General features: G+C 69.0%; 13 protein-coding genes and 1 pseudogene. 8 read left to right on the top strand and 6 right to left on the bottom strand.

The window, feature by feature from the left end:
• Positions 1-3: 3 nt before the first annotated feature.
• Both ASD47_RS00875 and ASD47_RS00870 read right to left on the bottom strand, forming a co-directional pair.
• Positions 4-2,343 (bottom strand): glucan 1,4-alpha-glucosidase, encoded by a 2,340-nt coding sequence (locus ASD47_RS00875; RefSeq protein WP_056750253.1) that lies wholly within the window; start codon positions 2,341-2,343, stop codon positions 4-6.
• A gap of 41 nt (positions 2,344-2,384) precedes the next feature.
• Positions 2,385-3,947: an MFS transporter gene (locus ASD47_RS00870; RefSeq protein ID WP_056750250.1), complete on the bottom strand. Its 1,563-nt coding sequence runs from the start codon at positions 3,945-3,947 to the stop codon at positions 2,385-2,387.
• A gap of 301 nt (positions 3,948-4,248) precedes the next feature.
• On the opposite strand from ASD47_RS00870, the pseudogene ASD47_RS00865 reads away from it, so the two are divergent.
• From ASD47_RS00865 to ASD47_RS00855, 3 genes and pseudogenes are all read left to right on the top strand, one after another.
• Positions 4,249-5,323: pseudogene (locus ASD47_RS00865) on the top strand (LacI family DNA-binding transcriptional regulator).
• A 102-nt stretch (positions 5,324-5,425) separates the two neighbouring features.
• Positions 5,426-6,631: a winged helix-turn-helix domain-containing protein gene (locus tag ASD47_RS00860; protein ID WP_056751487.1), complete on the top strand. Its 1,206-nt coding sequence runs from the start codon at positions 5,426-5,428 to the stop codon at positions 6,629-6,631.
• A gap of 107 nt (positions 6,632-6,738) precedes the next feature.
• Positions 6,739-8,610, top strand: coding sequence for a DEAD/DEAH box helicase (locus ASD47_RS00855; protein ID WP_056751484.1), 1,872 nt, complete (start codon positions 6,739-6,741; stop codon positions 8,608-8,610).
• Positions 8,611-8,649: 39 nt separating this feature from the next.
• Here the strand turns inward: ASD47_RS00855 and ASD47_RS00850 are convergent, their stop codons facing one another.
• Entirely contained in the window at positions 8,650-9,804 is a 1,155-nt protein-coding gene (locus tag ASD47_RS00850; RefSeq protein WP_056750245.1) for a DUF563 domain-containing protein, read from the bottom strand.
• Between the two features lie 388 nt (positions 9,805-10,192).
• On the opposite strand from ASD47_RS00850, the gene ASD47_RS00845 reads away from it, so the two are divergent.
• Both ASD47_RS00845 and ASD47_RS00840 read left to right on the top strand, forming a co-directional pair.
• Positions 10,193-11,254: a GGDEF domain-containing protein gene (locus tag ASD47_RS00845; protein ID WP_056750242.1), complete on the top strand. Its 1,062-nt coding sequence runs from the start codon at positions 10,193-10,195 to the stop codon at positions 11,252-11,254.
• A 98-nt stretch (positions 11,255-11,352) separates the two neighbouring features.
• Positions 11,353-12,153 carry an enoyl-CoA hydratase/isomerase gene (locus ASD47_RS00840; RefSeq protein WP_056750239.1) on the top strand — a complete coding sequence of 267 codons (801 nt, stop codon included), beginning with the start codon at positions 11,353-11,355 and terminating at the stop codon, positions 12,151-12,153.
• A 31-nt stretch (positions 12,154-12,184) separates the two neighbouring features.
• Here the strand turns inward: ASD47_RS00840 and ASD47_RS00835 are convergent, their stop codons facing one another.
• Both ASD47_RS00835 and lipA read right to left on the bottom strand, forming a co-directional pair.
• The gene (locus tag ASD47_RS00835; protein ID WP_056750236.1) at positions 12,185-12,637 is read right to left on the bottom strand and encodes a type II toxin-antitoxin system RatA family toxin; all 453 of its coding nucleotides are present in this window, start codon (positions 12,635-12,637) and stop codon (positions 12,185-12,187) included.
• Between the two features lie 5 nt (positions 12,638-12,642).
• Positions 12,643-13,635: a lipoyl synthase gene (gene lipA / locus ASD47_RS00830; RefSeq protein WP_056750233.1), complete on the bottom strand. Its 993-nt coding sequence runs from the start codon at positions 13,633-13,635 to the stop codon at positions 12,643-12,645.
• A gap of 83 nt (positions 13,636-13,718) precedes the next feature.
• Between lipA and ASD47_RS00825 the strand changes: the two genes are divergently transcribed.
• From ASD47_RS00825 to ASD47_RS00815, 3 genes are all read left to right on the top strand, one after another.
• Complete coding sequence (locus tag ASD47_RS00825) at positions 13,719-14,771, top strand: alpha/beta fold hydrolase (protein ID WP_056750231.1); 1,053 nt, start codon at positions 13,719-13,721, stop codon at positions 14,769-14,771.
• A 143-nt stretch (positions 14,772-14,914) separates the two neighbouring features.
• Complete coding sequence (locus tag ASD47_RS00820) at positions 14,915-16,468, top strand: AMP-binding protein (RefSeq protein WP_056750227.1); 1,554 nt, start codon at positions 14,915-14,917, stop codon at positions 16,466-16,468.
• A gap of 144 nt (positions 16,469-16,612) precedes the next feature.
• Positions 16,613-17,008 carry a DoxX family protein gene (locus ASD47_RS00815; protein ID WP_056750225.1) on the top strand — a complete coding sequence of 132 codons (396 nt, stop codon included), beginning with the start codon at positions 16,613-16,615 and terminating at the stop codon, positions 17,006-17,008.
• A 178-nt stretch (positions 17,009-17,186) separates the two neighbouring features.
• Here the strand turns inward: ASD47_RS00815 and lpdA are convergent, their stop codons facing one another.
• Positions 17,187-18,587 (bottom strand): dihydrolipoyl dehydrogenase, encoded by a 1,401-nt coding sequence (gene lpdA, locus ASD47_RS00810; RefSeq protein ID WP_056750222.1) that lies wholly within the window; start codon positions 18,585-18,587, stop codon positions 17,187-17,189.
• Between the last annotated feature and the right edge of the window lie 18 nt (positions 18,588-18,605).

Raw genomic sequence — 18,605 nt, 5'->3', positions numbered from 1 at the left:
AAGTTACAGCCCCGACTTCGCGTAACGCGCCGCCACGGGGTCATAGCGGTCCCACACCTGGCCGTCGCTGACGGAGCGCAGCAGCTTGACGTATTCGGCGTGCGACCAGGCCAGGGGTGTAGCTGAGTCGGTGCCTTCGCCGCGCGCATAGCCGTGCGGATTGGGCCCGATGCCGTCCCAGACCTGTTCGGGGATCAGCAGGCCCTCGTTGGCGAACAGCTCCATGGCCCTGACGTAGCGGTCGCGGATCTTCCGGATCGCCGCGGCGCTCGGCTTGCCGTTCAGGCTAGCCAGGGCCAGTTCGTAATGGCCGCGCTCGCCCGTGAAGATCGGCCACACCCGGCCGCGCTGGCCCGGCGACATCTTTCCGCCGACCCCGTAGTTGGCGCCGGTCTGGGCGTCCTCGCCGTAGCCGTCGACGTCGTAGCGCCGCCAGCCGGGGAACTCGCCTTTGACGCCCGGAAACTTGAAGTCGTAGCGGACGCGGTAGAGGTCGGCCCGGCTGGTGTCGTCCAGCTCCGGCAGGCTGCCGACGATGGCCGCGTCGTCGGCCCGGCGCACGCCGTAGCGGACCAGTTCCAGGAAGCCGCCATCGACCACCTGGTCCTTGGGCGGGGCGATCTGGCCGTTGGCCGCGCCGATCGGGGCGTGGTCGTTGGGGTCTTCGCTCGGGTTCAGTCGCACATAGTAGGTCCCGTCGCCGAACGGCCCCTTGGTGGTGACCATCCGCGCCTCGACCTTGGCCGAATAGGCGTCGGCCGTGGCGCGATAGCGGGCCGCGCCGGCCGCGTCGCCGGCAAGGTCGGCGATGTCGGCGGCTGTCACCAGGCCGGCGATGGTGGCTGCGGTGGTCGAGGGCGAGTGGCCGCCCTGCTCTTCCCAGCGCTCCTGCTGGGTGAACGGCGGCTTGATCGTCTCGTGGTTCCAGCCGATGCCGACCTTGCCGCCGTCGACCAGGAAGTCGGCCGCCGGCTTGATCATCTTGCCGTAATAGGCCTTCAGGTCGGCCTCGGGCAGCCAGCCCAGCTTCCACAGCTTCCAGCCCAGCATGATCGGCATGGCGGTCTGGTCGAGTTGGACCCCGACCCATTCGGTCGTGCCGTCCACCCAGGTCTTCTGCAGGAACCAGCCGCCGACGCCGGTATTGCCCTTGGTGTCCACCTTGACCTGCACTTGCGGCAGGTAATGGAAGGCGGCCAGCGGCGTTTCCCGGTCGCCCAGGGCCGCCAGGGCCATGGCGCACTGGTAGAAGTCGCGCGGCCAGACGGCCTTGTAGCCGGTCGAGGGCTTGGAGGCGTCGACCGTGTCGCCCCAGGGGTTGGACAGCGAGGCGATCAGAGCGCCGGCATAGGTGCGGTCCTCCTGCACCTTCAGCATCAGGGCGCTGGCCTGGACCAGCTTGCCGCCGTCCTCCGACGCCTTGCGCAGGCGCGGCAGCTCGGTCAGCGAGGCCAGATAGTCCTCCCAGCCGACGCGGTCGCCCTCGCCGTTGTAGCGGGCCAGGACCTCGTCATAGCCGGTGCTCAGGGTCGCGGACGCGGCCTGGTCGGCGGCCACGGCGTCGCCGCCGAAGCCGACGGCGAAGTCGTAGGTCGCCTCGCCCGTGGCCTGCCGCGGCAGCTCGGCGGTCAGGACGATCGCGCCCTTGGCCGAGGCGCCGCCGGTCAGGGTCGCCGCCTTAACGGCCGACAGGGCGTCGCTCCCCAGCGGCGTGGCGACGGCCTTCACGAACGACCGGGCGCCCTTCAGGCTCATGAACGCCTTGCCCTCATAGGCCCTCAGCGCCGAGGCGCTGGCCGCGCCGGCATCCCCGCCGCCGGTGTTGGCCATGTGCGGCTCCAGCACCAGGAACGGGGTCACCGGACCCTTCAGGGCGCGGACCGTCACCCGCACGAACAGGGCGTTCTGGTCCGGATCGGTGAAGATCCGCTTCTCGATCTCGAACCGGCCCTGCTTGTCAGTGGTGGTCACCTTGTAGGCCGGCGACAGCGGCCGGCCGGCCGCGTCGAGGTGCAGGTATTCGGTCCTGGCGGTGGTGTCGGCGCCCTCGACGGCCAGGCCGCTGGCGGTCTTCACCGCCACCCGAAGCTGCTTGATCTGGGCCTCGTGGATCAGGCCGTACATGGTCTCGGTCAGGGTTCCGTCGGCGATCGAGAACCACACCTTCGACACCACGCCGGTCGGGCCGCCGTCCTTGTAGGCGCCGTCGACATAGGCCTCGTACGAAGCGCCGACCCCGGTCTTGGCGGCATAGGACCAGGTGGTCGGGGTCTCGGCGCGGGCGACCGCGCCCAGGGCCGTCACGGCCGCCGAGGCCAGGGCGAGCATCTTCAGGCAACGCATGGAACTACCTCATGAAAGGATGGCGTCGGTCAGGACGCGGATCAGGCCTTGGACAGCGCTTCGGGCGACCGGACCTCGGCGCGGGAGGCTCGGGGCTCGCCCACGTCGCGGACCTGGAACACGCAGGCGGCGGCGGCCAGCATCCCGGCCGCGCCCAGGGCCAGAGCCCAGATCGCCTCACCGCCGAAGAAGGTCCGAAGCAGCAGGCCCAGCAGGGTCGCGGCCAGCAGCTGCGGGATGACGATGAAGAAATTGAACAGGCCCATATAGACGCCCATCTTGCCGGCCGGCAGCGCCCCCGACAGGATCGAGTACGGGGCCGAGAGGATCGACGACCAGGCAAAGCCGACGCCGATCATCGGGATCCACAGCAGGCCCGGCTCGCGGATCAGCGGGATCGCCGCCAGGCCCAGCGCGCCGAGGCAGAGGCACAGGGCGTGGCAGGCCTTGCGGCCGACGGCGCGGGCCAGCGGCGGGATCACCAGGGCGGCCAGGGCGGCCACGCCGTTGTAGATGGCGAACAGCACCCCCACCCAGTCGGCGCCGTCGTTATAGGCCCGCGAGCTGGTGTCCACGGCATGGTAGTGGAAGGCCGCCACGGCCGGGGTCGTGTAGATCCACATGGCGAACAGGCCGAACCACGAGAAGAACTGCACCACCGCCAGCTGCTTCATGGTGGCCGGCATGCGGAACAGGTCCTCGACCACCTCCGAAAAGCCGTTGGCGGTCCGGTCGGCGCGCCGCAGGAGGCCGGCGACCAGCTGCGCGACGCCGAACAGGCCGACCATGGCCGCCAGGACGTAGAGTTCCTTCTCCAGGCGCGTGGCGAGGATCGCCGCGGCCAGCAGCAGGCCGGCGAGGGTCCAGGCCAGGCCGCCGGCCAGGTAGGCGCGGACGGGGCGGGTCGGCGCGTCGGCGGCGACGACCGGCGCCTCGCCCTTGCGCGCCCGCTCGGTCGCCTCGAAGGCCGCCAGCTGCTCGGGGCTGTATTCGCGGGTGGTGAACACCGTCCACAGCACCGACAGCAGAAGGCCCGCCGCGCCGGCGTAGAAGGCGATGTGCACCGAGGGCGGGACGCCGCCGCCGTCCGCCACGTTGCTGACCGAGAACCCGTTGGTCAGGATCCACGGCAGGGCCGAGGCCAGCACCGCGCCCGTGCCGATGAAGAAGCTCTGCATGGCGTAGCCGGAGGCGCGCTGCTCGTCGGGCAGGTTGTCGCCGACGAAGGCCCGAAAGGGCTCCATGGTGATGTTGATCGAGGCGTCCATCACCCACAGGGCGGCCGCGGCGATCCACAGGACGGGCGCGTTGGGCATGACCAGCAGGGCGGCGCTGGTCAGGATCGCGCCCCAGAAGAAATATGGGCGACGCCGGCCCAGGCGCCCCCAGGTCTTGTCGCTGAGATAGCCGATGACCGGCTGCACCAGCAGGCCGGTGGCCGGGGCGGCGATCCACAGGATGGCCAGGTGGTCCACCTGGACGCCCAGGCCCTGGAAGATCCGCGAGGTGTTGGCGTTCTGCAGGCCGAAACCGATCTGGATCCCGAAGAACCCGAAGCACATGTTCCAGATCTGGAAGCCGTTCAGCCGGGCCTTGGTCGCCATCACTCCCCTTTCCAGGCTCCGTTGGACCGGAACCTTGCGCAAATTTTTTCAGCGCTTTGCGGTAACTATTTGCGCATGCGTCGATCCCGCTGGCAATGGAATTTTCCGAACGTCGACGGGATAATGTCGGCATCCATTGAGGAAATGTCACGTCGACCCAGCAACGACGGGTGCAATCGATCGTCGCCGATCCGGCGAAAAGTTGCAGAAATTTTCAGAGCTGAGTGAGCGACGGCCACGGGGCCTCGCCGACGGCGCTTGAAAACCACGGGCGCGGCGCCTTAACAAAGGTCCTGAAAAGATTTGCGGCAAAATTTGCAGCAACGGCGACATACAAGATTTTTTGACGACGGGGCGGGACAGTGACCAAGGGCGCGACGCGGCTGGAAGACCTGGCCAGGCTGGCCGGAGTGTCGATCTCCACGGCGTCGCGGGCGCTGAACGACAGCCCGGCGGTCAACACCCGCACCAAGCAGCAGATCTGGAAGCTGGCGCGCGAGATGGACTATCCGTTCCGCCGCTACATGCCCGCCGGCCCGATCGGCGCCGAGGGCACGATCGCCATCGTGGTGCCCCGCCCGCAAGGTCGCGAGGGCCGGCTGTCGGACCCGTTCTTCCTGGAACTGCTGGCCGGGGTCGGCGAGGCGGCGCGCGAACGCGGCTGCGACCTGATGATCAGCCACGTGGCCCCGACCAGCTTCGAGGACCTCTCGGCCGCCATGACCACCAGCCGGGCCGACGGGGTGATCTTCCTGGGCCAGAGCTGGCTGCACACCGCCTTCAACCGCCTGGCCGAGACCGAGGGCCGGTTCGTGGTCTGGGGCGCGCAGTTGCCCGACCAGGCCTATTGCTCGGTGGGTTCGGACAATCCGCTGGGCGCCAAGCGGGCGACGCTGCATCTGGCCCGCCTGGGCCGCAAGCGCATCGTCTTCCTCGGCGACACCGAGGCGCCCGAGGCCATGCAGCGCCATCGCGGCTACCTGGATGCGGTCGAGCAGTTCGGCCTGGGCGTCGATCCCGAACTGATCGTGCCGGCCCATTTCGAGGTGGAATCGGCCGAGGCCAGCGTCGACTCCCTGATCCAGCGGGGGGTGAAGTTCGACGGGGTGGTCGCCGCCTCCGACCTGATCGCCCTGGGCGCCATCCGCGCCCTGCAGCAGGCAGGCATGTCGATCCCCGGCGACGTCTCGGTGATCGGCTATGACGACGTGCCGTTCGCCCGCTATTCGCGCCCGGCGCTGAGCACCATCTCGCAGGACACCGCCAAGGCCGGGCGGCTGATGGTGTCCAAGCTGCTGGACGCCAGCGGTCAGGGCGCCAGCCGCTCGGAACGCGTGCCGACCGACCTGATCATCCGCGAGTCCTGCGGAGGATAGCCGCCAGCGCCGCCCCAGGTCGGCACGGCCCGTCCCGGCGTTCCGTCAGCCGAGCTACCGTCGCGACTTGTCACTGCACATCCGCCCATGCTCATTCGGTCCATGGTCCAGACCCTGTCGCACAAGCAGGCCCGCCGTATCGCCCTGGCCGCCCAGGGGTTCGCGGATCGCCGCCCCGCCCAGCCGAACCGGCGCCATCTAATCGCCCTGATCGAGCGGCTGGCGGTCCTGCAGATCGACAGCGTCAACGTCGTCTCGCGCTCGCACTACCTGCCGCTGTTCTCGCGGCTGGGCGCCTACCCCCGCGGCGCTCTGGAGGACCTGGCCTGGGGCCGGAAACCGACGCTGTTCGAATACTGGGGTCACGAGGCCTCGCTAATGCCGCTGGACCTTCAACCCCTGCTCCGCTGGCGAATGGAGGACGCGCGGCAAGGCGTCGGGGTCTGGAAAGGCGTCGCCCGGTTCCTGGCCGAGCACCGGCCGTTCATCGACAAGGTCCTGGCGGCCATTCACGAACGCGGCCCGCTGTCGGCGGGCGAGCTGGACCTGGGCGAGCGCGGCCAGGGCGGCTGGTGGGGCTGGAGCGAGGCCAAGCGCGCGACCGAGTGCCTGTTCTGGGCCGGGGAACTGACCACCGCCACCCGGCGCGGAACCTTTGAACGCGTCTATGGCCTGCCCGAGGAAGTGTTGCCGAAGGCGGTATGGTCCGCGCCGACCCCGTCTCGCGCCAAAGCCCATCGCGTCCTGCTGCGGCGCGCGGCCCGGGCCCTGGGCGTGGCTACCGAACGCGACCTGCGCGACTATTTCCGCATGGGATTGGCCGACGCGCGTCAAGGCGTCGCCGAACTGGTGGAGGCCGGCGACCTGACGCCGGTGACGGTCGAGGGCTGGGCCCAGCCGGCCTATCTGGCGCCCGGCGCGCGAACGCCGCGCAAGATCGCCGCCAACGCCCTGCTCTCGCCGTTCGACAACCTGATCTGGTTCCGCGAACGCGCCGAGCGACTGTTCGACGTCCGCATCCGGCTGGAAATCTACACCCCCGCCCACAAGCGCACCCACGGCTACTACGTGCTGCCCTTCCTGCAGGGCGAGGCGATCACCGCCCGGGTCGACCTGAAAGCCGACCGCAAGGCGGGCCTGCTCAGGGTGCTCTCGGCCCACAGCGAGCCCATGGCGAACGCCGAGACGCCCGCCGCCCTGGCCGCCGAACTGCGGCTCATGGCGGCCTGGCTGGGCCTTGCCGGCGTCACCGTCGCGGCCAGCGGCGATCTCAGCTCGGCCCTGGCCGCGCAAACCGCCGACGATTGACTTTGGCGGCCCAAAGCCTATTTATCCCCAGCTTCGGAGCAGGTCAGGCGAATCCGCGCCACCCGTTCGCCCAAATACGGGTGGCTCTGAATTTCAGCCAGAATGACATGACAGAATTTTCCGAACTCGGGCTTTCGCCCACGACCCTCCAAGCGGTCGCCGACACCGGCTATACGACCGCCACCCCCATCCAGGCCGCGGCCATCCCGGTGGCCCTAGCCGGTCAGGACGTGCTGGGCATCGCCCAGACGGGCACCGGCAAAACCGCCGCCTTCACCCTGCCGCTGATCGACAAGCTGATGAACGGCCGCGCCAAGGCCCGCATGCCGCGCGCGCTGGTCATCGCCCCGACCCGCGAACTGGCCGACCAGGTCGCCTCCAGCTTCGAGAAGTACGCCAAGGGCACCAAGCTCTCGTGGGCGCTGCTGATCGGCGGCGTGTCGTTCGGCGACCAGGAAAAGAAACTCGACCGCGGCGTCGACGTGCTGATCGCCACCCCTGGCCGCCTGCTCGATCACTTCGAACGCGGCAAGCTGCTGATGACCGGCGTGCAGTTCCTGGTGGTCGACGAAGCCGACCGCATGCTCGACATGGGCTTCATTCCGGACATCGAGCGCATCTTCAAGATGACGCCGCCCAAGAAGCAGACCCTGTTCTTCTCGGCGACCATGCCGCCGGAAATCACCCGCCTGACCAAGCAGTTCCTGAAAGATCCGGTGCGGATCGAGGCGGCGCGTCCGGCGACCACCAACGAGAACATCACCCAGCTGCTGGTCAAGGTGCCCTCCTCCGATCCGAAGGCCAAGCGCCTGGCGCTGCGGGCCCTGATCGAGAAGGCCCAGATCGAGACCGGCATCGTGTTCTGCAACCGCAAGACCGAAGTCGACATCGTCGCCAAGTCGCTGCGTTCGCACGGCTTCGACGCCGCCCCGATCCACGGCGACCTCGACCAGAGCCAGCGGATGAAGACCCTGGCGGACTTCCGTTCGGGCGCCCTGAAGATCCTGGTGGCCTCGGACGTCGCCGCCCGCGGCCTGGACATCCCGGCCGTCAGCCACGTGTTCAACTACGACGTCCCGCACCACGCCGACGACTACGTCCACCGCATCGGCCGCACCGGCCGCGCCGGGCGTTCGGGCATCACCTACATGCTGGTGACCCCCGCCGACGACAAGGGCTTCGACAAGGTGGTCAAGCTGATCGGCTCGACCCCGCAGGAAGAAAAGCTCGACCTCGACTATTCCAACGCCGTCACCGTGCGCCGCGAAGGCGACAGCAAGCGCGGCGGCGGTCGTGATCGCGACCGCTCCCGCGGCGGCGAACGGGGCCGTGACCGGGATCGCAACCGCGCCCCGACCGAGCCCTCGGACGTCGCCGCCGCCAATCTCGACGCCGCCATCGCCGGCGAGCCGATCCCCTCGGCGCCCGGCGAAGCGCTGACCAAGCGTCCGGCGCGTTCGCGCAAGCCGCGCGGCGAAGCCGCTCCAGTCGTCGTCGCCGCTGAGGCTCCGGAAGTCGAAGCGCCCGCCGGCGAGAAGCCCCGGCGCGACCGTGGCGGCTCCTCGCGCGACCGCGGCCGCCAGCCGCGCGTCGAACAGGACGCCGTCGCCGAGCCGTCGATCGTCGAAGCCGCTCCCGCCGCCGAACGGGCCCCGCGCCCGGAACGCGCCGAGGGCGACCGTCCGGCTCGCCGCGAACGCGGTCGTGACCGCGATCGCCGTCCCGAGCGGAGCGAACAACCCCGCCTCGAGGCCGAACGCCCGCCGCGTCCCGAACGCGCGCCGGAACGCGCCCCTGAACGCATTGAGGCCGAGCGCCCCGCGCGCGCCAACGCCCCGCTGCCGGTGCGCGGCGTCCAGCCGGTCCGCGGTCGCGAGGACGACGACGATCGTCGCGTGGTGGGTTTCGGCAACGACACCCCCGCCTTCCTGATGCGCGCCCCGCCGCGCTTGGCGCCGGTCAGCGACAGCGAAGACTAGGATCCAGGGACACGCGAGGCTCGCGTGTCCCTTTTCCGTTCAGAGCGCCGCGTCGACGAAGGCCAGGAAGTCGTCCAAGGCGAGCGCGTAGCCGAAACGAAAGCCGCGGCGGACACGATGGCGCCAAGCCACCGTGCGCGGATCGACCGGCGAGGCGCACACATAGCCGCGCCATTCCGCCCCCGCGCATCGGCTGGCCGCCCAGACCCACTGGCTCGTGAAGTTCTGCGGCTGGATCTCCACGATCCTGGCGCCCGGCGGGGCGAACAGGGCGTTGGTCATGGCCGCGCCCGTCGGCCCGACCAGGACGTCCGCCTCCTGCATCATCTGGATCTGATCCGCCGCGCTCAGGCGCTCGGGCCTGACGATCTCGAAACCGCGCGCGCGCAACGCCGCCTCCAGCGCGGCCTCGTTGACCATCACCCGCATCGAATGGCCTCGGCGCGAGAAATAGAGCCGCCGTCCGCGCGTTCGAGGCGTCGGCGCCCTTGCCAGGATCCGCGCCCGGGTCCGCCCCAGCAGGTCTCCCGGACCGTGCAGATAGTGGTCCATGCTGGTGGCGTGGACGGCCGCGCCGATGCGGACCAGACCCGCCTTCAGCTCCCGGACCGGCTTGCCCACCGCCATGGCGATCAGGTCTCGCTGCCACCCCTTCAGCGGCGGCGCGATCGGTGGATAGCGCTCCAGCAGTCCCTGCTCATCCAACGCCACGAGCGAAGGCAGGCAGTCGAGCACGAAGTGCCCGTAGTTGAAAACGCCGCCCCAGGCCAGGAACACGGCCGCCTGCGCGAAGACTGGCAGGGTGTCCGGGATGGTCAGGTGGGCGACGCCGTCCTCCACGCGGACGCCGGGCAGGCCCGACAGGTCGGGCCATCGCTCCAGGGCTTCGCGGGCGGACGCCTTCAGCACCGTTCCATCCGGCGACAGGATCGCGCCGAAGCCTGGCAGATGCAGGACCTCGCGGGTCAAGCACAGGGAAACGGGTCGGGCGGACGGCGGGCGATGCTCGAACGACCAGACCGGCAGCGCGGGCCCGCCCAATTCAAAGGCTTCGGTCGCCGCCTCATCCCGCGCCGGCAGGTCCAGGCGCATGGCGCTTTGTGGCGTGCTCGTCCCCTGCTTGAAGGCCTCGGCGTGCGTCGCGGGCAGGACGCTGGTCTCTTCGACGATGCGCAGCGGCGTGGTCTGACCCATCCCGGCTTTCGATCACGGGAATCAGTGCGGGTAAAGCTGCGGGCGGCGCGTTCACTTCGTCGAAGCGGCGCCCACGACCACTTCTCCCGCTTGGCCGCGCGACGTTCCGCCGCCAGGTCGTTTTGCCGCAGCTCGCGACCTTCTGCGCGTCAACGATCCGCAAAAGCGACGATCTGGACGCGATCCGAGGTTGAAATTGGCGGACGCGTCCACGCTCAGGGCCGTCCAGACGGCCCACAAGTTCATCTTATCGTTGATAATCACGCTCTCGAGACTGGAGACCTGCAAGAGAACGCCGTTCGTTCTTAACGCGTCGTTTGAACTCTTCGGCCTAGACTGTGCGTCCAAGCGCGCATCCGGGCGATGCGGCGCTGCTGGGGGATTTAAGATGTCGGACGTCGAGACCACGCTGCGCGGCCCTGAGGCCTACAAGATCGCGGGCCGCGCCCTGAGTCTGATGGAACGCCATCAGGTGTGGCCGACCGCGTTGAACTTCGAGCTGTGGACCCATTTCGTCGCCGATCCGGACGGCGCCCTGGCCCGCGAGTTGACCCGACTGATCTCGCTGGGCGAGCCGCTTACCGAGTCGCTCAGCGAAGAGCTGGCCGCCACCTACCTGCCCAAGGCCAAGCTGAACGAACAGATCCGCGACGCCGGCGACCTGCTGAGCAAGGAACTGGAGTCGGTCTCCAAGGCCATCCAGGACGCCCAGAAGAGCAACACCGCCTATGGCAGGACGCTGAACGGCGCGGCCAAGGAGCTGGACGCCTCGCAGGACGTCGACAAGATCAAGACCGTCGTCAGCGGCCTGGCCGAGGCGACCCGTCGCGTCCAGAAGGAAAACAAGTCGCTGGAGACCCGCCTGGCGGAATCCACCGCCGAAGTCGATCGCCTGCGCGAACACCTGGAGCAGGTTCGCCGCGACGCCACGACCGACGGGCTCACAAACCTGGCCAACCGCAAGGCCTTCGACGAAGAGCTGGACCGCGCCTGTTCGGAAGCCGACGAGGCCGGCGCCACGCTCTGTCTTGCGGTGCTCGACATCGACCACTTCAAGGGCTTCAACGACACCTGGGGCCACCAGACGGGCGACCAGGTCATCCGCTACGTCGCCAGCGTCATCGGCCGGGTCGCCGCTCCGCCCCGCTTCGCCGCCCGCTACGGCGGCGAGGAGTTCGCGATGATCTTCCCGCGGGAGTCGGCCGCCCTGGTCGCCGGCACCCTGGAAGAGATCCGCGTCGAAGTGTCCTCGCGGATGCTCAAGCGCCGCTCGACCAATGAGGACCTGGGCGCGATCACCATTTCGTCGGGCTTCGCCGAGCGTCGTCCCGGCGAGAGCGGTCACTCGGTCATGGAACGGGCCGACGCGGCGCTCTACACGTCCAAGCGTGGCGGCCGCAACCGCGTCACCGCCGCCGAAACCAAGCCGGACTCGGCCAACGCCGCCTGATCGACGGCCGGCGCTGGCGACCCATAATTTTCCTGGCGTTCCCCAAGGTTAGTCGCGCCTAGACTCCTGGCGCGACGGCAACGTCTTGGGAGGACGCCATGACCTACGAGAAGATCCGGCTCAAGGCCGCCGACGGCGTGGCTGTCATCACCCTCGCCGATCCCGCCACGCTCAACGCAGCCGGCGTGGATATGGCCCGCGAACTGGCCCAGGCCTTCGGCGCGATCGCGGCCGGCGAGGTCCAGGCGCGCGCCGTGATCCTGACCGGCGAAGGCCGAGGCTTCTGTTCGGGCGCCAACCTGGCGGGCGGGGGGGCCGGTCGCGAGTCGGACAGCGACGGCAAGCCCGACGTGGGCGCGGCCCTGGAAAGCACCTATAATCCGCTGGTCGACCTGCTGCGCGGCTTCCCGCTGCCGATCGTAACCGCGGTCAACGGGGCGGCGGCCGGCATCGGGTGCTCGCTGGCCCTTCTAGGCGACATCATCGTGGCGGCCGAGAGCGCCTATTTCCTGCAGGCCTTCCGCCGCATTGGCCTGGTGCCGGATGGCGGCTCGACCTATCTGCTGCCGCGCCTGGTGGGCAAGGCCAGGGCGATGGAGATGATGTTGCTGGGCGACAAGATCCCGGCGGCGACAGCATTGTCCTGGGGCCTGATCAATCGCTGCGTGCCCGACGCCGAACTGATGACGACCGCCTCGGCCATCGCCCAGGACCTGGCCAACGGTCCAGCCGCCCTCTCGATCATCCGCAAGCTGGTCTGGGACAGCCTCGACGCCGACTGGGGCGCCCAGCTGGATGCCGAGCGCCATGGGCAGAAGGCGGCAGGCAAGACCGACGACTTCATCGAGGGCGTCAGCGCCTTCCTGCAGAAGCGCCCGGCCACGTTCAAGGGGCGATGACAGGGATCTGCCCTTGCGGCGTCACCGCCGCCTAGGTCTTCGGCCCGTAGATCGCCCGGGCGCGGTCTTCGAAACAGCCGATCAGGGTGTTGGCCGCTCGATCCAGGTTCGCGGCCAGCATGGCGTCGAGAATCCTGGACTTGAACGCGAAGTCGATGACGAACTCCACGGTCGCGCCGTCCTCGTGCGGCAGGAAGCGCCACTGGTTCGAGAGGCGCTTGAACGGGCCGTACAGCAGGCCGACGTCCACCGTCAGCGCCGCCGCGTCGCGCCGAACCCGGGTGGCGAACTTCTCGCGCAGGAACGAAAACCCGACCTGGGCCTCGGCGTCCACGGTCGAGACCTGGGCGTCGGCCCGGCCGTTCCAGGTGCGCATGGCCGTGATCCACGGCACGAACTGCGGATAGGCCTCCACGTCGCCGACCAGCGCGAAGAGCTGTTCGGGCGCATAGGGCAACACCCGGATGACGACATGGCGGTGCAAGCGCCCTAGCCCGCCTTGGCGTCCAGCGCCCGGCGCGCGGCCTGCAGCTTGGCGAAGTCCTCGCCGGCGTGGTGCGACGAGCGCGTCAGGGGGCTGGCCGAGACCATCAGGAAGCCCTTGGCCCGAGCGATGGCCTCGTAGGCCTTGAACTCGTCCGGGGTCACGAAGCGGTCGATCGCGGCGTGCTTGCGGGTGGGCTGCAGGTACTGGCCGATGGTGATGAAATCGACGCCGGCCGAGCGCATGTCGTCCATCACCTGCATGACCTCTTCCTTGGTCTCGCCCAGGCCGACCATCAGGCCCGACTTGGTGAACTGGGAGGGATCACGCTCCTTGACCCGCTCCAGCAGGCGCAGGGAGTGATAGTAGCGGGCGCCGGGGCGGATCTTCAGATAGAGCCGCGGCACGGTTTCCAGGTTGTGGTTGAAGACGTCCGGGCGGGCGTCGATCACCACGTTCTCGGCCCGGTCCTTGCGCAGGAAGTCCGGGGTCAGGATCTCGATCGTCGTGCCCGGGGCGGCGGCGCGGATGGCCAGGACCACTTCGGCGAAGTGCTGGGCGCCGCCGTCGGCCAGGTCGTCACGATCGACCGAGGTGATGACGACGTGCTTGAGGCCCATCTTGGCGACGGCCTCGGCCACCCGGCGCGGCTCATCGGCGTCCAGGGCGTTGGGCAGGCCGGTGGTCACGTTGCAGAAGGCGCAGGCCCGGGTGCAGATCTCGCCCATGATCATCATGGTCGCGTGCTTCTGGCTCCAGCACTCGCCGATGTTCGGGCAGGCCGCTTCCTCGCAGACCGTGGTCAGCTTGTGGTCTCGGACGATGCCACGGGTCTCGTTGTAGCCGGGCGAGCCTGGCGCGCGGACGCGCAGCCACTCGGGCTTGCGCAGGACCGGCGTGTCGGGTCGGTTCTGCTTTTCGGGGTGGCGGACAGCGCGGTCTTCGGAAGAGCGGGGCTCGGAAGCGCGGGCGTTCAGCGTGTCGATCAGGGTGACCATGACGGCCTAGATCGGCCTTCTTGGCCTCCGGATCAAGCATGCGTTCTTGCATGTGACGCAAAGGCGCGAAATGAGTGCGCGGAATGCGTCGCCGCCTCCCTGTTTTCGCCTTGGCCTTGTTGCTGCTGGCCCCGCCGCTCGCCTCCTGCGGCGACGAGGGCGTCCGCGCGCCCTTCGCCGAAAGCCGCACGCCCCCTTCCCTCGATGTCCGCTTCCAGCCGCCCGCCGGCTGGGCTTGGGGCTATGTGAAGGTCGGCGACGACCTGGTTCAGCGCTACGGCGTCTCCGCGCCCCAGGGCGCGCCGAGAGGGCAGATCCTGATCCTGCCGGCCTATGGCGAGTCGGCCGAGGCCTGGTTCGAGACAGCCCGCGATCTCAACGACCTGGATTACGTGGTCTGGATTCTGGAACGCCAGGGCCAGGGCGGCTCCGAGCGGGCGACGCCGTGGCGCGATCTGGGCCACGCCACCAGCTTCGCGCCCGACGTCACGGCGACCCGTGCCATGGTCACGGCGGTGATCCGTCCCAACGGCCGCGATCCGTTCGTGATCCTCGGCGCCGGCGATGGCGGCGTGGTCGCCCTGCGAGCCCTGGAGGAAGGGCTGCGTGCGGACGCCGCGATCCTCTCCGCGCCCAATTTCGACATTGCCGACCTCCCGCGACCCAAGGGCGAACTGATCCGCCTCGCGCGCTGGGCCAGGGGCCTGAAGCTGGGGTTCATGCGCTATCCGGGCCAGGCGGGCTGGAAACGCGAGGGACCCGACGGCGTCGCCGGCAGGCTGACCCACGACCGGGCTCGCGGGGCCGTGCAGCAGGCCTGGCAGTTGGCCAATCCCGACCTGAGGATGGGCGCGCCGAGCCTGGCCTGGTACGCGGCCTTCTACGACGTGGTGGACGCGACGGGCCGCGACCTGAAGCGGGTGGACATCCCCGTCGTGATGCTGGACGCCGGCCAGGACGTCAAAGCCCTGCCCCGGCCCCAGGGCGAGGTCTGCGCCGCCCTGCCCCGCTGCGCCGAGACTCGCTATCCCACGGCCCGTCACGCCCTGCATCTGGAGACGGATTCGGTGCGGGCTTCCTGGCTGAAGGCGATCGACGACACCCTGCGGACCGCCCCCGCCTCTCCGGCCCCTTGAACGACAAGGGGTCGAGCGCATTTTAGAAGGACCGGTGCGCTTCCGCGCGCGTAACGGGTGTTTGCAAAGCGACACGCCGTCGCTAGGGTCCCGCTTCAATCAGACGAGGGCGCGGTAGCGCGCTTCCGGGAGGTTTCGCCGGCATGCCGGTAGTTTTCAATGCGCAGGACGGCCACAAGGCTCTCTTTGACGCCCTGCTCGACGCCCGCGACAAGTACGGCGCCAGGAAGCAGATCCTGGAGGACCAGGACCGCAATCCGCTCAGCTACACCGACCTGGTGCGCGCCAGCTTCGCGCTGGGTCGCAAGATCGCGGCCATGACCCAGCCGGGCGAACATGTCGGCATCCTACTGCCGTCGGGGTCGGGGGCGGTGGTGACCTTCTTCGCCCTGCACGCCTTCGGGCGGGTGCCGACCATGCTCAACTTCACCGCCGGCCTGCGCAACCTGCGCGCCGCCTGCGAGCTGGCGGGCGTCAAGCGCGTGCTGACCGCCCACAAGTTCATTGAGTTGGGCAAGCTGCACGACATCGTCGACGCCCTCGAGGCCAAGGCGACGATCACCTATCTGGAGGACGTGCGAAGCACGATCGGCATCGGCGACAAGTTGTTCGCCGCCGTGGCCGGCGCCTTTCCACGTCGGCTGCGCGCCCACGCCAAGCCTTCGGATCCAGGCGTGGTGCTGTTCACCTCGGGCAGTTTCGGCGCGCCGCGCGGCGTGGTGCTGAGCCAGGCCAACCTGGTCTCCAACGCGATGCAGATCGCCGCCCATATCGACCTGGACCCCGCCTGGGTGTTCTTCAACCCGCTGCCGGTGTTCCACTGCTTCGGCCTGACCGGCGGGGTGATCCTGCCGATGCTGACCGGCATGAAGGCGTTCCAGTACCCCTCGCCGCTGCACACCAAGCAGATCCCGGCGCTGCTGAAGGACACCGGGGCCTCGGTGCTGCTGGCCACCGACACCTTCGTCAACCAGTACGCGCGCGCCTCCGACAGCGACGAGCTGGCGGGCCTGAAGTTCATCGTCTGCGGCGCCGAAAAGGTCCGGGAGGAGACCCACAACCTGATCGCCGAGCGGTTCGGGAACGTGCCGGTGCTGGAAGGCTACGGCGCCACCGAGGCCTCGCCCGTGATCGCGGTCAACAAGCCCGACGACAATCGACGCGGCACCGTGGGCGGCCTGCTGCCCGGCCAGGAATGGAAGATCGAGCCGGTCGAGGGCATTCCCGAGGGCGGCCGCCTGCTGGTGCGCGGCCCCAATATCATGTCGGGCTATCTGCGCGAGGACGGGGGCGTCGACGCCCCCGAGGGCGGCTGGCACGACACCGGCGACGTCGTCACCGTCTCCGACGACCTGTGGATCACCATCAAGGGCCGGGTAAAGCGCTTCGCCAAGATCGGCGGCGAGATGGTCTCGCTGACCGCCGCCGAGGACCTGGCCAGCGCCGTGTGGCCCGATGGCCGGCACGCGGTGATCTCGATGCCCGACAAGAAGAAGGGCGAGAAGCTGGTCCTGGTCACCGATTGCCAGAACGCCGCCGTCACCTCCCTGGTCGCTCACGCCCAGAGCATCGGCGCGCCGGAACTGGCAGTGCCGCGCAAGATCCTCAAGGTCATGCAGGTGCCGGTGCTGGGCAGCGGCAAGACCGACTATGTCGCCATCCAGCGCATGGCCGACCAGGACGCCAGGGCGGCGTGATGAAGACCGCTGCATTGTCCTCCGAACCCCTGCGAGCCATGGCTCGCAGGGGTTTTTCGTTCCACCCTGACGCGGCCTGAGTCGGGCAACTTCGTACAGGCGGCGGCTTTCATCGTCGCAGACTCTCAACGGAGGAAAGACGACATGGAACGACTGAACGTATGGGCGCCGCGGGTGCTCAGCCTGCTGCGGATCATCGCCGCCCTGCTGTTCATGGAGCACGGCTTGATGAAGGTGTTCCACTTCCCCGGTCCCCAGCCGGGCGCACCGGATCCCTTGCCGCCGATGCTGGTGGCGGCCGCCTGGCTGGAGATGGTCGGCGGCGCGCTGCTGGTGCTGGGCCTGTTCACCCGCCCAGTGGCGTTCGTCCTGTCGGGCCAGATGGCCGTGGCCTATTTCCTGGCCCACTTCTCGAAGGGCTTCTGGCCGGCCCTGAATGGCGGCGAGGCGGCGATCCTGTTCTGCTTCGTCTTCCTGTACCTGGTCTTCGCCGGACCGGGCGAATGGAGCGTCGACGCCCAGCTGCGCAAGCGACCGTAACACCCCTTCCCTCTCCCCTTGCGGGAGAGGGTGGCCTCCGCAGGAGGTCGGGTGAGGGGTCGAAGAACGCAAACGCCGCGACTAGCCGAAAGGCCGGTCGCGGCGTTTTCCGTTGAGGGACCCCTCATCCGTCGGCTGCGCCGACACCTTCTCCCGCAAGGGGAGAAGGATTGGGTCACTAGATGTGCAGCACCCGGCCATAGGCGTCGAGCGCGGCTTCATGCATGGCTTCCGACATGGTCGGGTGGGCGTAGACGATGCCGTGCAGGTCTTCCTCGGTGGCCTCCAGGGTGATCGCGGTGACGAAGCCCTGGATCATCTCGGTGACCTCGTGGCCGATCATGTGGGCGCCGATCAGGGCGCCGGTCTTGCCGTCGAACACCGTCTTGACGAAGCCCTCGATCTCGCCCGCCGCCACGGCCTTGCCGTTGACGCGGAACGGGAAGCGGCCGGCCTTGACCTCAATGCCGGCGGCCTTGGCCGCGGCTTCGGTCAGGCCCACCGAGGCGACCTGCGGGTTGGCGTAGGTGCAGCCGGGGATCGGCGAGTTGACGTGCGGGGTCTTGTAGCCGGCGATGTGCTCGGCCGCGTGGATGCCCTCGTGGCTGGCCTTGTGCGCCAGCCAGGGCGGACCGGCGGCGTCGCCGATGGCGTAGAGGCCCGGCACGTTCGTCTCGCCATGCTTGCCGGTGACCACGTGGCCGCGGTCCATGTTCAGGCCGATGGCGTCCAGGCCCTCGGTGTTGGGCGCGATGCCGACGGCGACGATGCAGACGGCCGCGGTCAGGGTCTCGGCCTTGCCGCCGACCTCGACGGCCACCGAGACGCCATCCTTGGTCTTCTCGACCTTGGTCACCTTGGCGCCGATGCGAAAGGTGATGCCGCGCTTCTCGAAGGCCTTCTGGGCGGCCTTGGAGACCTCGGCGTCCTCGACCGGCATGATGCGGTCGACGGCCTCGACAACGGTCACCTCGGCGCCCAGGGCGCGGTAGAAGCTGGCGAACTCGATGCCGATGGCCCCCGAGCCGATGACCACCAGCGACTTGGGCATGGCCTTAGGGGCCAGGGCGTCGCGATAGGTCCAGATCTTGTCGCCGTCCGAGACCGCGCCGATGGCGGGGATGTCGCGGGCCCGGGCGCCGCTGGCCAGGATCACGTTCTTGGCCTGGATCGTGCGGCTGCCGCCGGCCTTCAGGGCCACGACCACCTTGGGCGACGGGCTGCCCTTCTCGAGCTTGGCCTCGCCCTCGACGACCTCGATCTTGTGCTTCTTCATCAGGAAGGCGATGCCCGAGGACATGGTCTTGGCCACGCCGCGCGAGCGGTCGATGATCTTGGCGAAGTCGAACGAGGCCTTCTCGACCGACAGGCCGTAGCCGGACAGGTGCGACAGTTGCTCATAGATCTCGCCGGACTTCAGCAGCGCCTTGGTCGGGATGCAGCCCCAGTTCAGGCAGATGCCGCCCAGGTTCTCGCGCTCGATGATCGCCGTCTTCAGGCCCAGCTGGCTGGCGCGGATCGCGGCCACATAGCCGCCGGGGCCGGCCCCGATGACGACGACGTCGAATTCCGTGGACATGGTCTTCTTACCCTAGCT

Origin of the sequence: Caulobacter sp. Root1472, assembly GCF_001426985.1 — a bacterium.
In the GTDB taxonomy this organism is placed as follows: domain Bacteria; phylum Pseudomonadota; class Alphaproteobacteria; order Caulobacterales; family Caulobacteraceae; genus Caulobacter; species Caulobacter rhizosphaerae.
This window is presented reverse-complemented; position numbering and strand designations above follow the sequence as displayed.

Excerpts from the sequence above, each read along its gene's own strand:
- ASD47_RS00870 (WP_056750250.1), bottom strand. The coding sequence starts at position 3,947 with ATGGCGACCAAGGCCCGGCTGAACGGCTTCCAGATCTGGAACATGTGC.
- ASD47_RS00825 (WP_056750231.1), top strand. The coding sequence starts at position 13,719 with ATGCGTCGCCGCCTCCCTGTTTTCGCCTTGGCCTTGTTGCTGCTGGCC.
- ASD47_RS00815 (WP_056750225.1), top strand. The coding sequence starts at position 16,613 with ATGGAACGACTGAACGTATGGGCGCCGCGGGTGCTCAGCCTGCTGCGG.
- ASD47_RS00850 (WP_056750245.1), bottom strand. The coding sequence starts at position 9,804 with ATGGGTCAGACCACGCCGCTGCGCATCGTCGAAGAGACCAGCGTCCTG.
- ASD47_RS00845 (WP_056750242.1), top strand. The coding sequence starts at position 10,193 with ATGTCGGACGTCGAGACCACGCTGCGCGGCCCTGAGGCCTACAAGATC.
- ASD47_RS00820 (WP_056750227.1), top strand. The coding sequence starts at position 14,915 with ATGCCGGTAGTTTTCAATGCGCAGGACGGCCACAAGGCTCTCTTTGAC.
- lipA (WP_056750233.1), bottom strand. The coding sequence starts at position 13,635 with ATGGTCACCCTGATCGACACGCTGAACGCCCGCGCTTCCGAGCCCCGC.
- ASD47_RS00860 (WP_056751487.1), top strand. The coding sequence starts at position 5,426 with ATGGTCCAGACCCTGTCGCACAAGCAGGCCCGCCGTATCGCCCTGGCC.
- ASD47_RS00875 (WP_056750253.1), bottom strand. The coding sequence starts at position 2,343 with ATGCGTTGCCTGAAGATGCTCGCCCTGGCCTCGGCGGCCGTGACGGCC.
- ASD47_RS00855 (WP_056751484.1), top strand. The coding sequence starts at position 6,739 with ATGACAGAATTTTCCGAACTCGGGCTTTCGCCCACGACCCTCCAAGCG.
- ASD47_RS00840 (WP_056750239.1), top strand. The coding sequence starts at position 11,353 with ATGACCTACGAGAAGATCCGGCTCAAGGCCGCCGACGGCGTGGCTGTC.
- lpdA (WP_056750222.1), bottom strand. The coding sequence starts at position 18,587 with ATGTCCACGGAATTCGACGTCGTCGTCATCGGGGCCGGCCCCGGCGGC.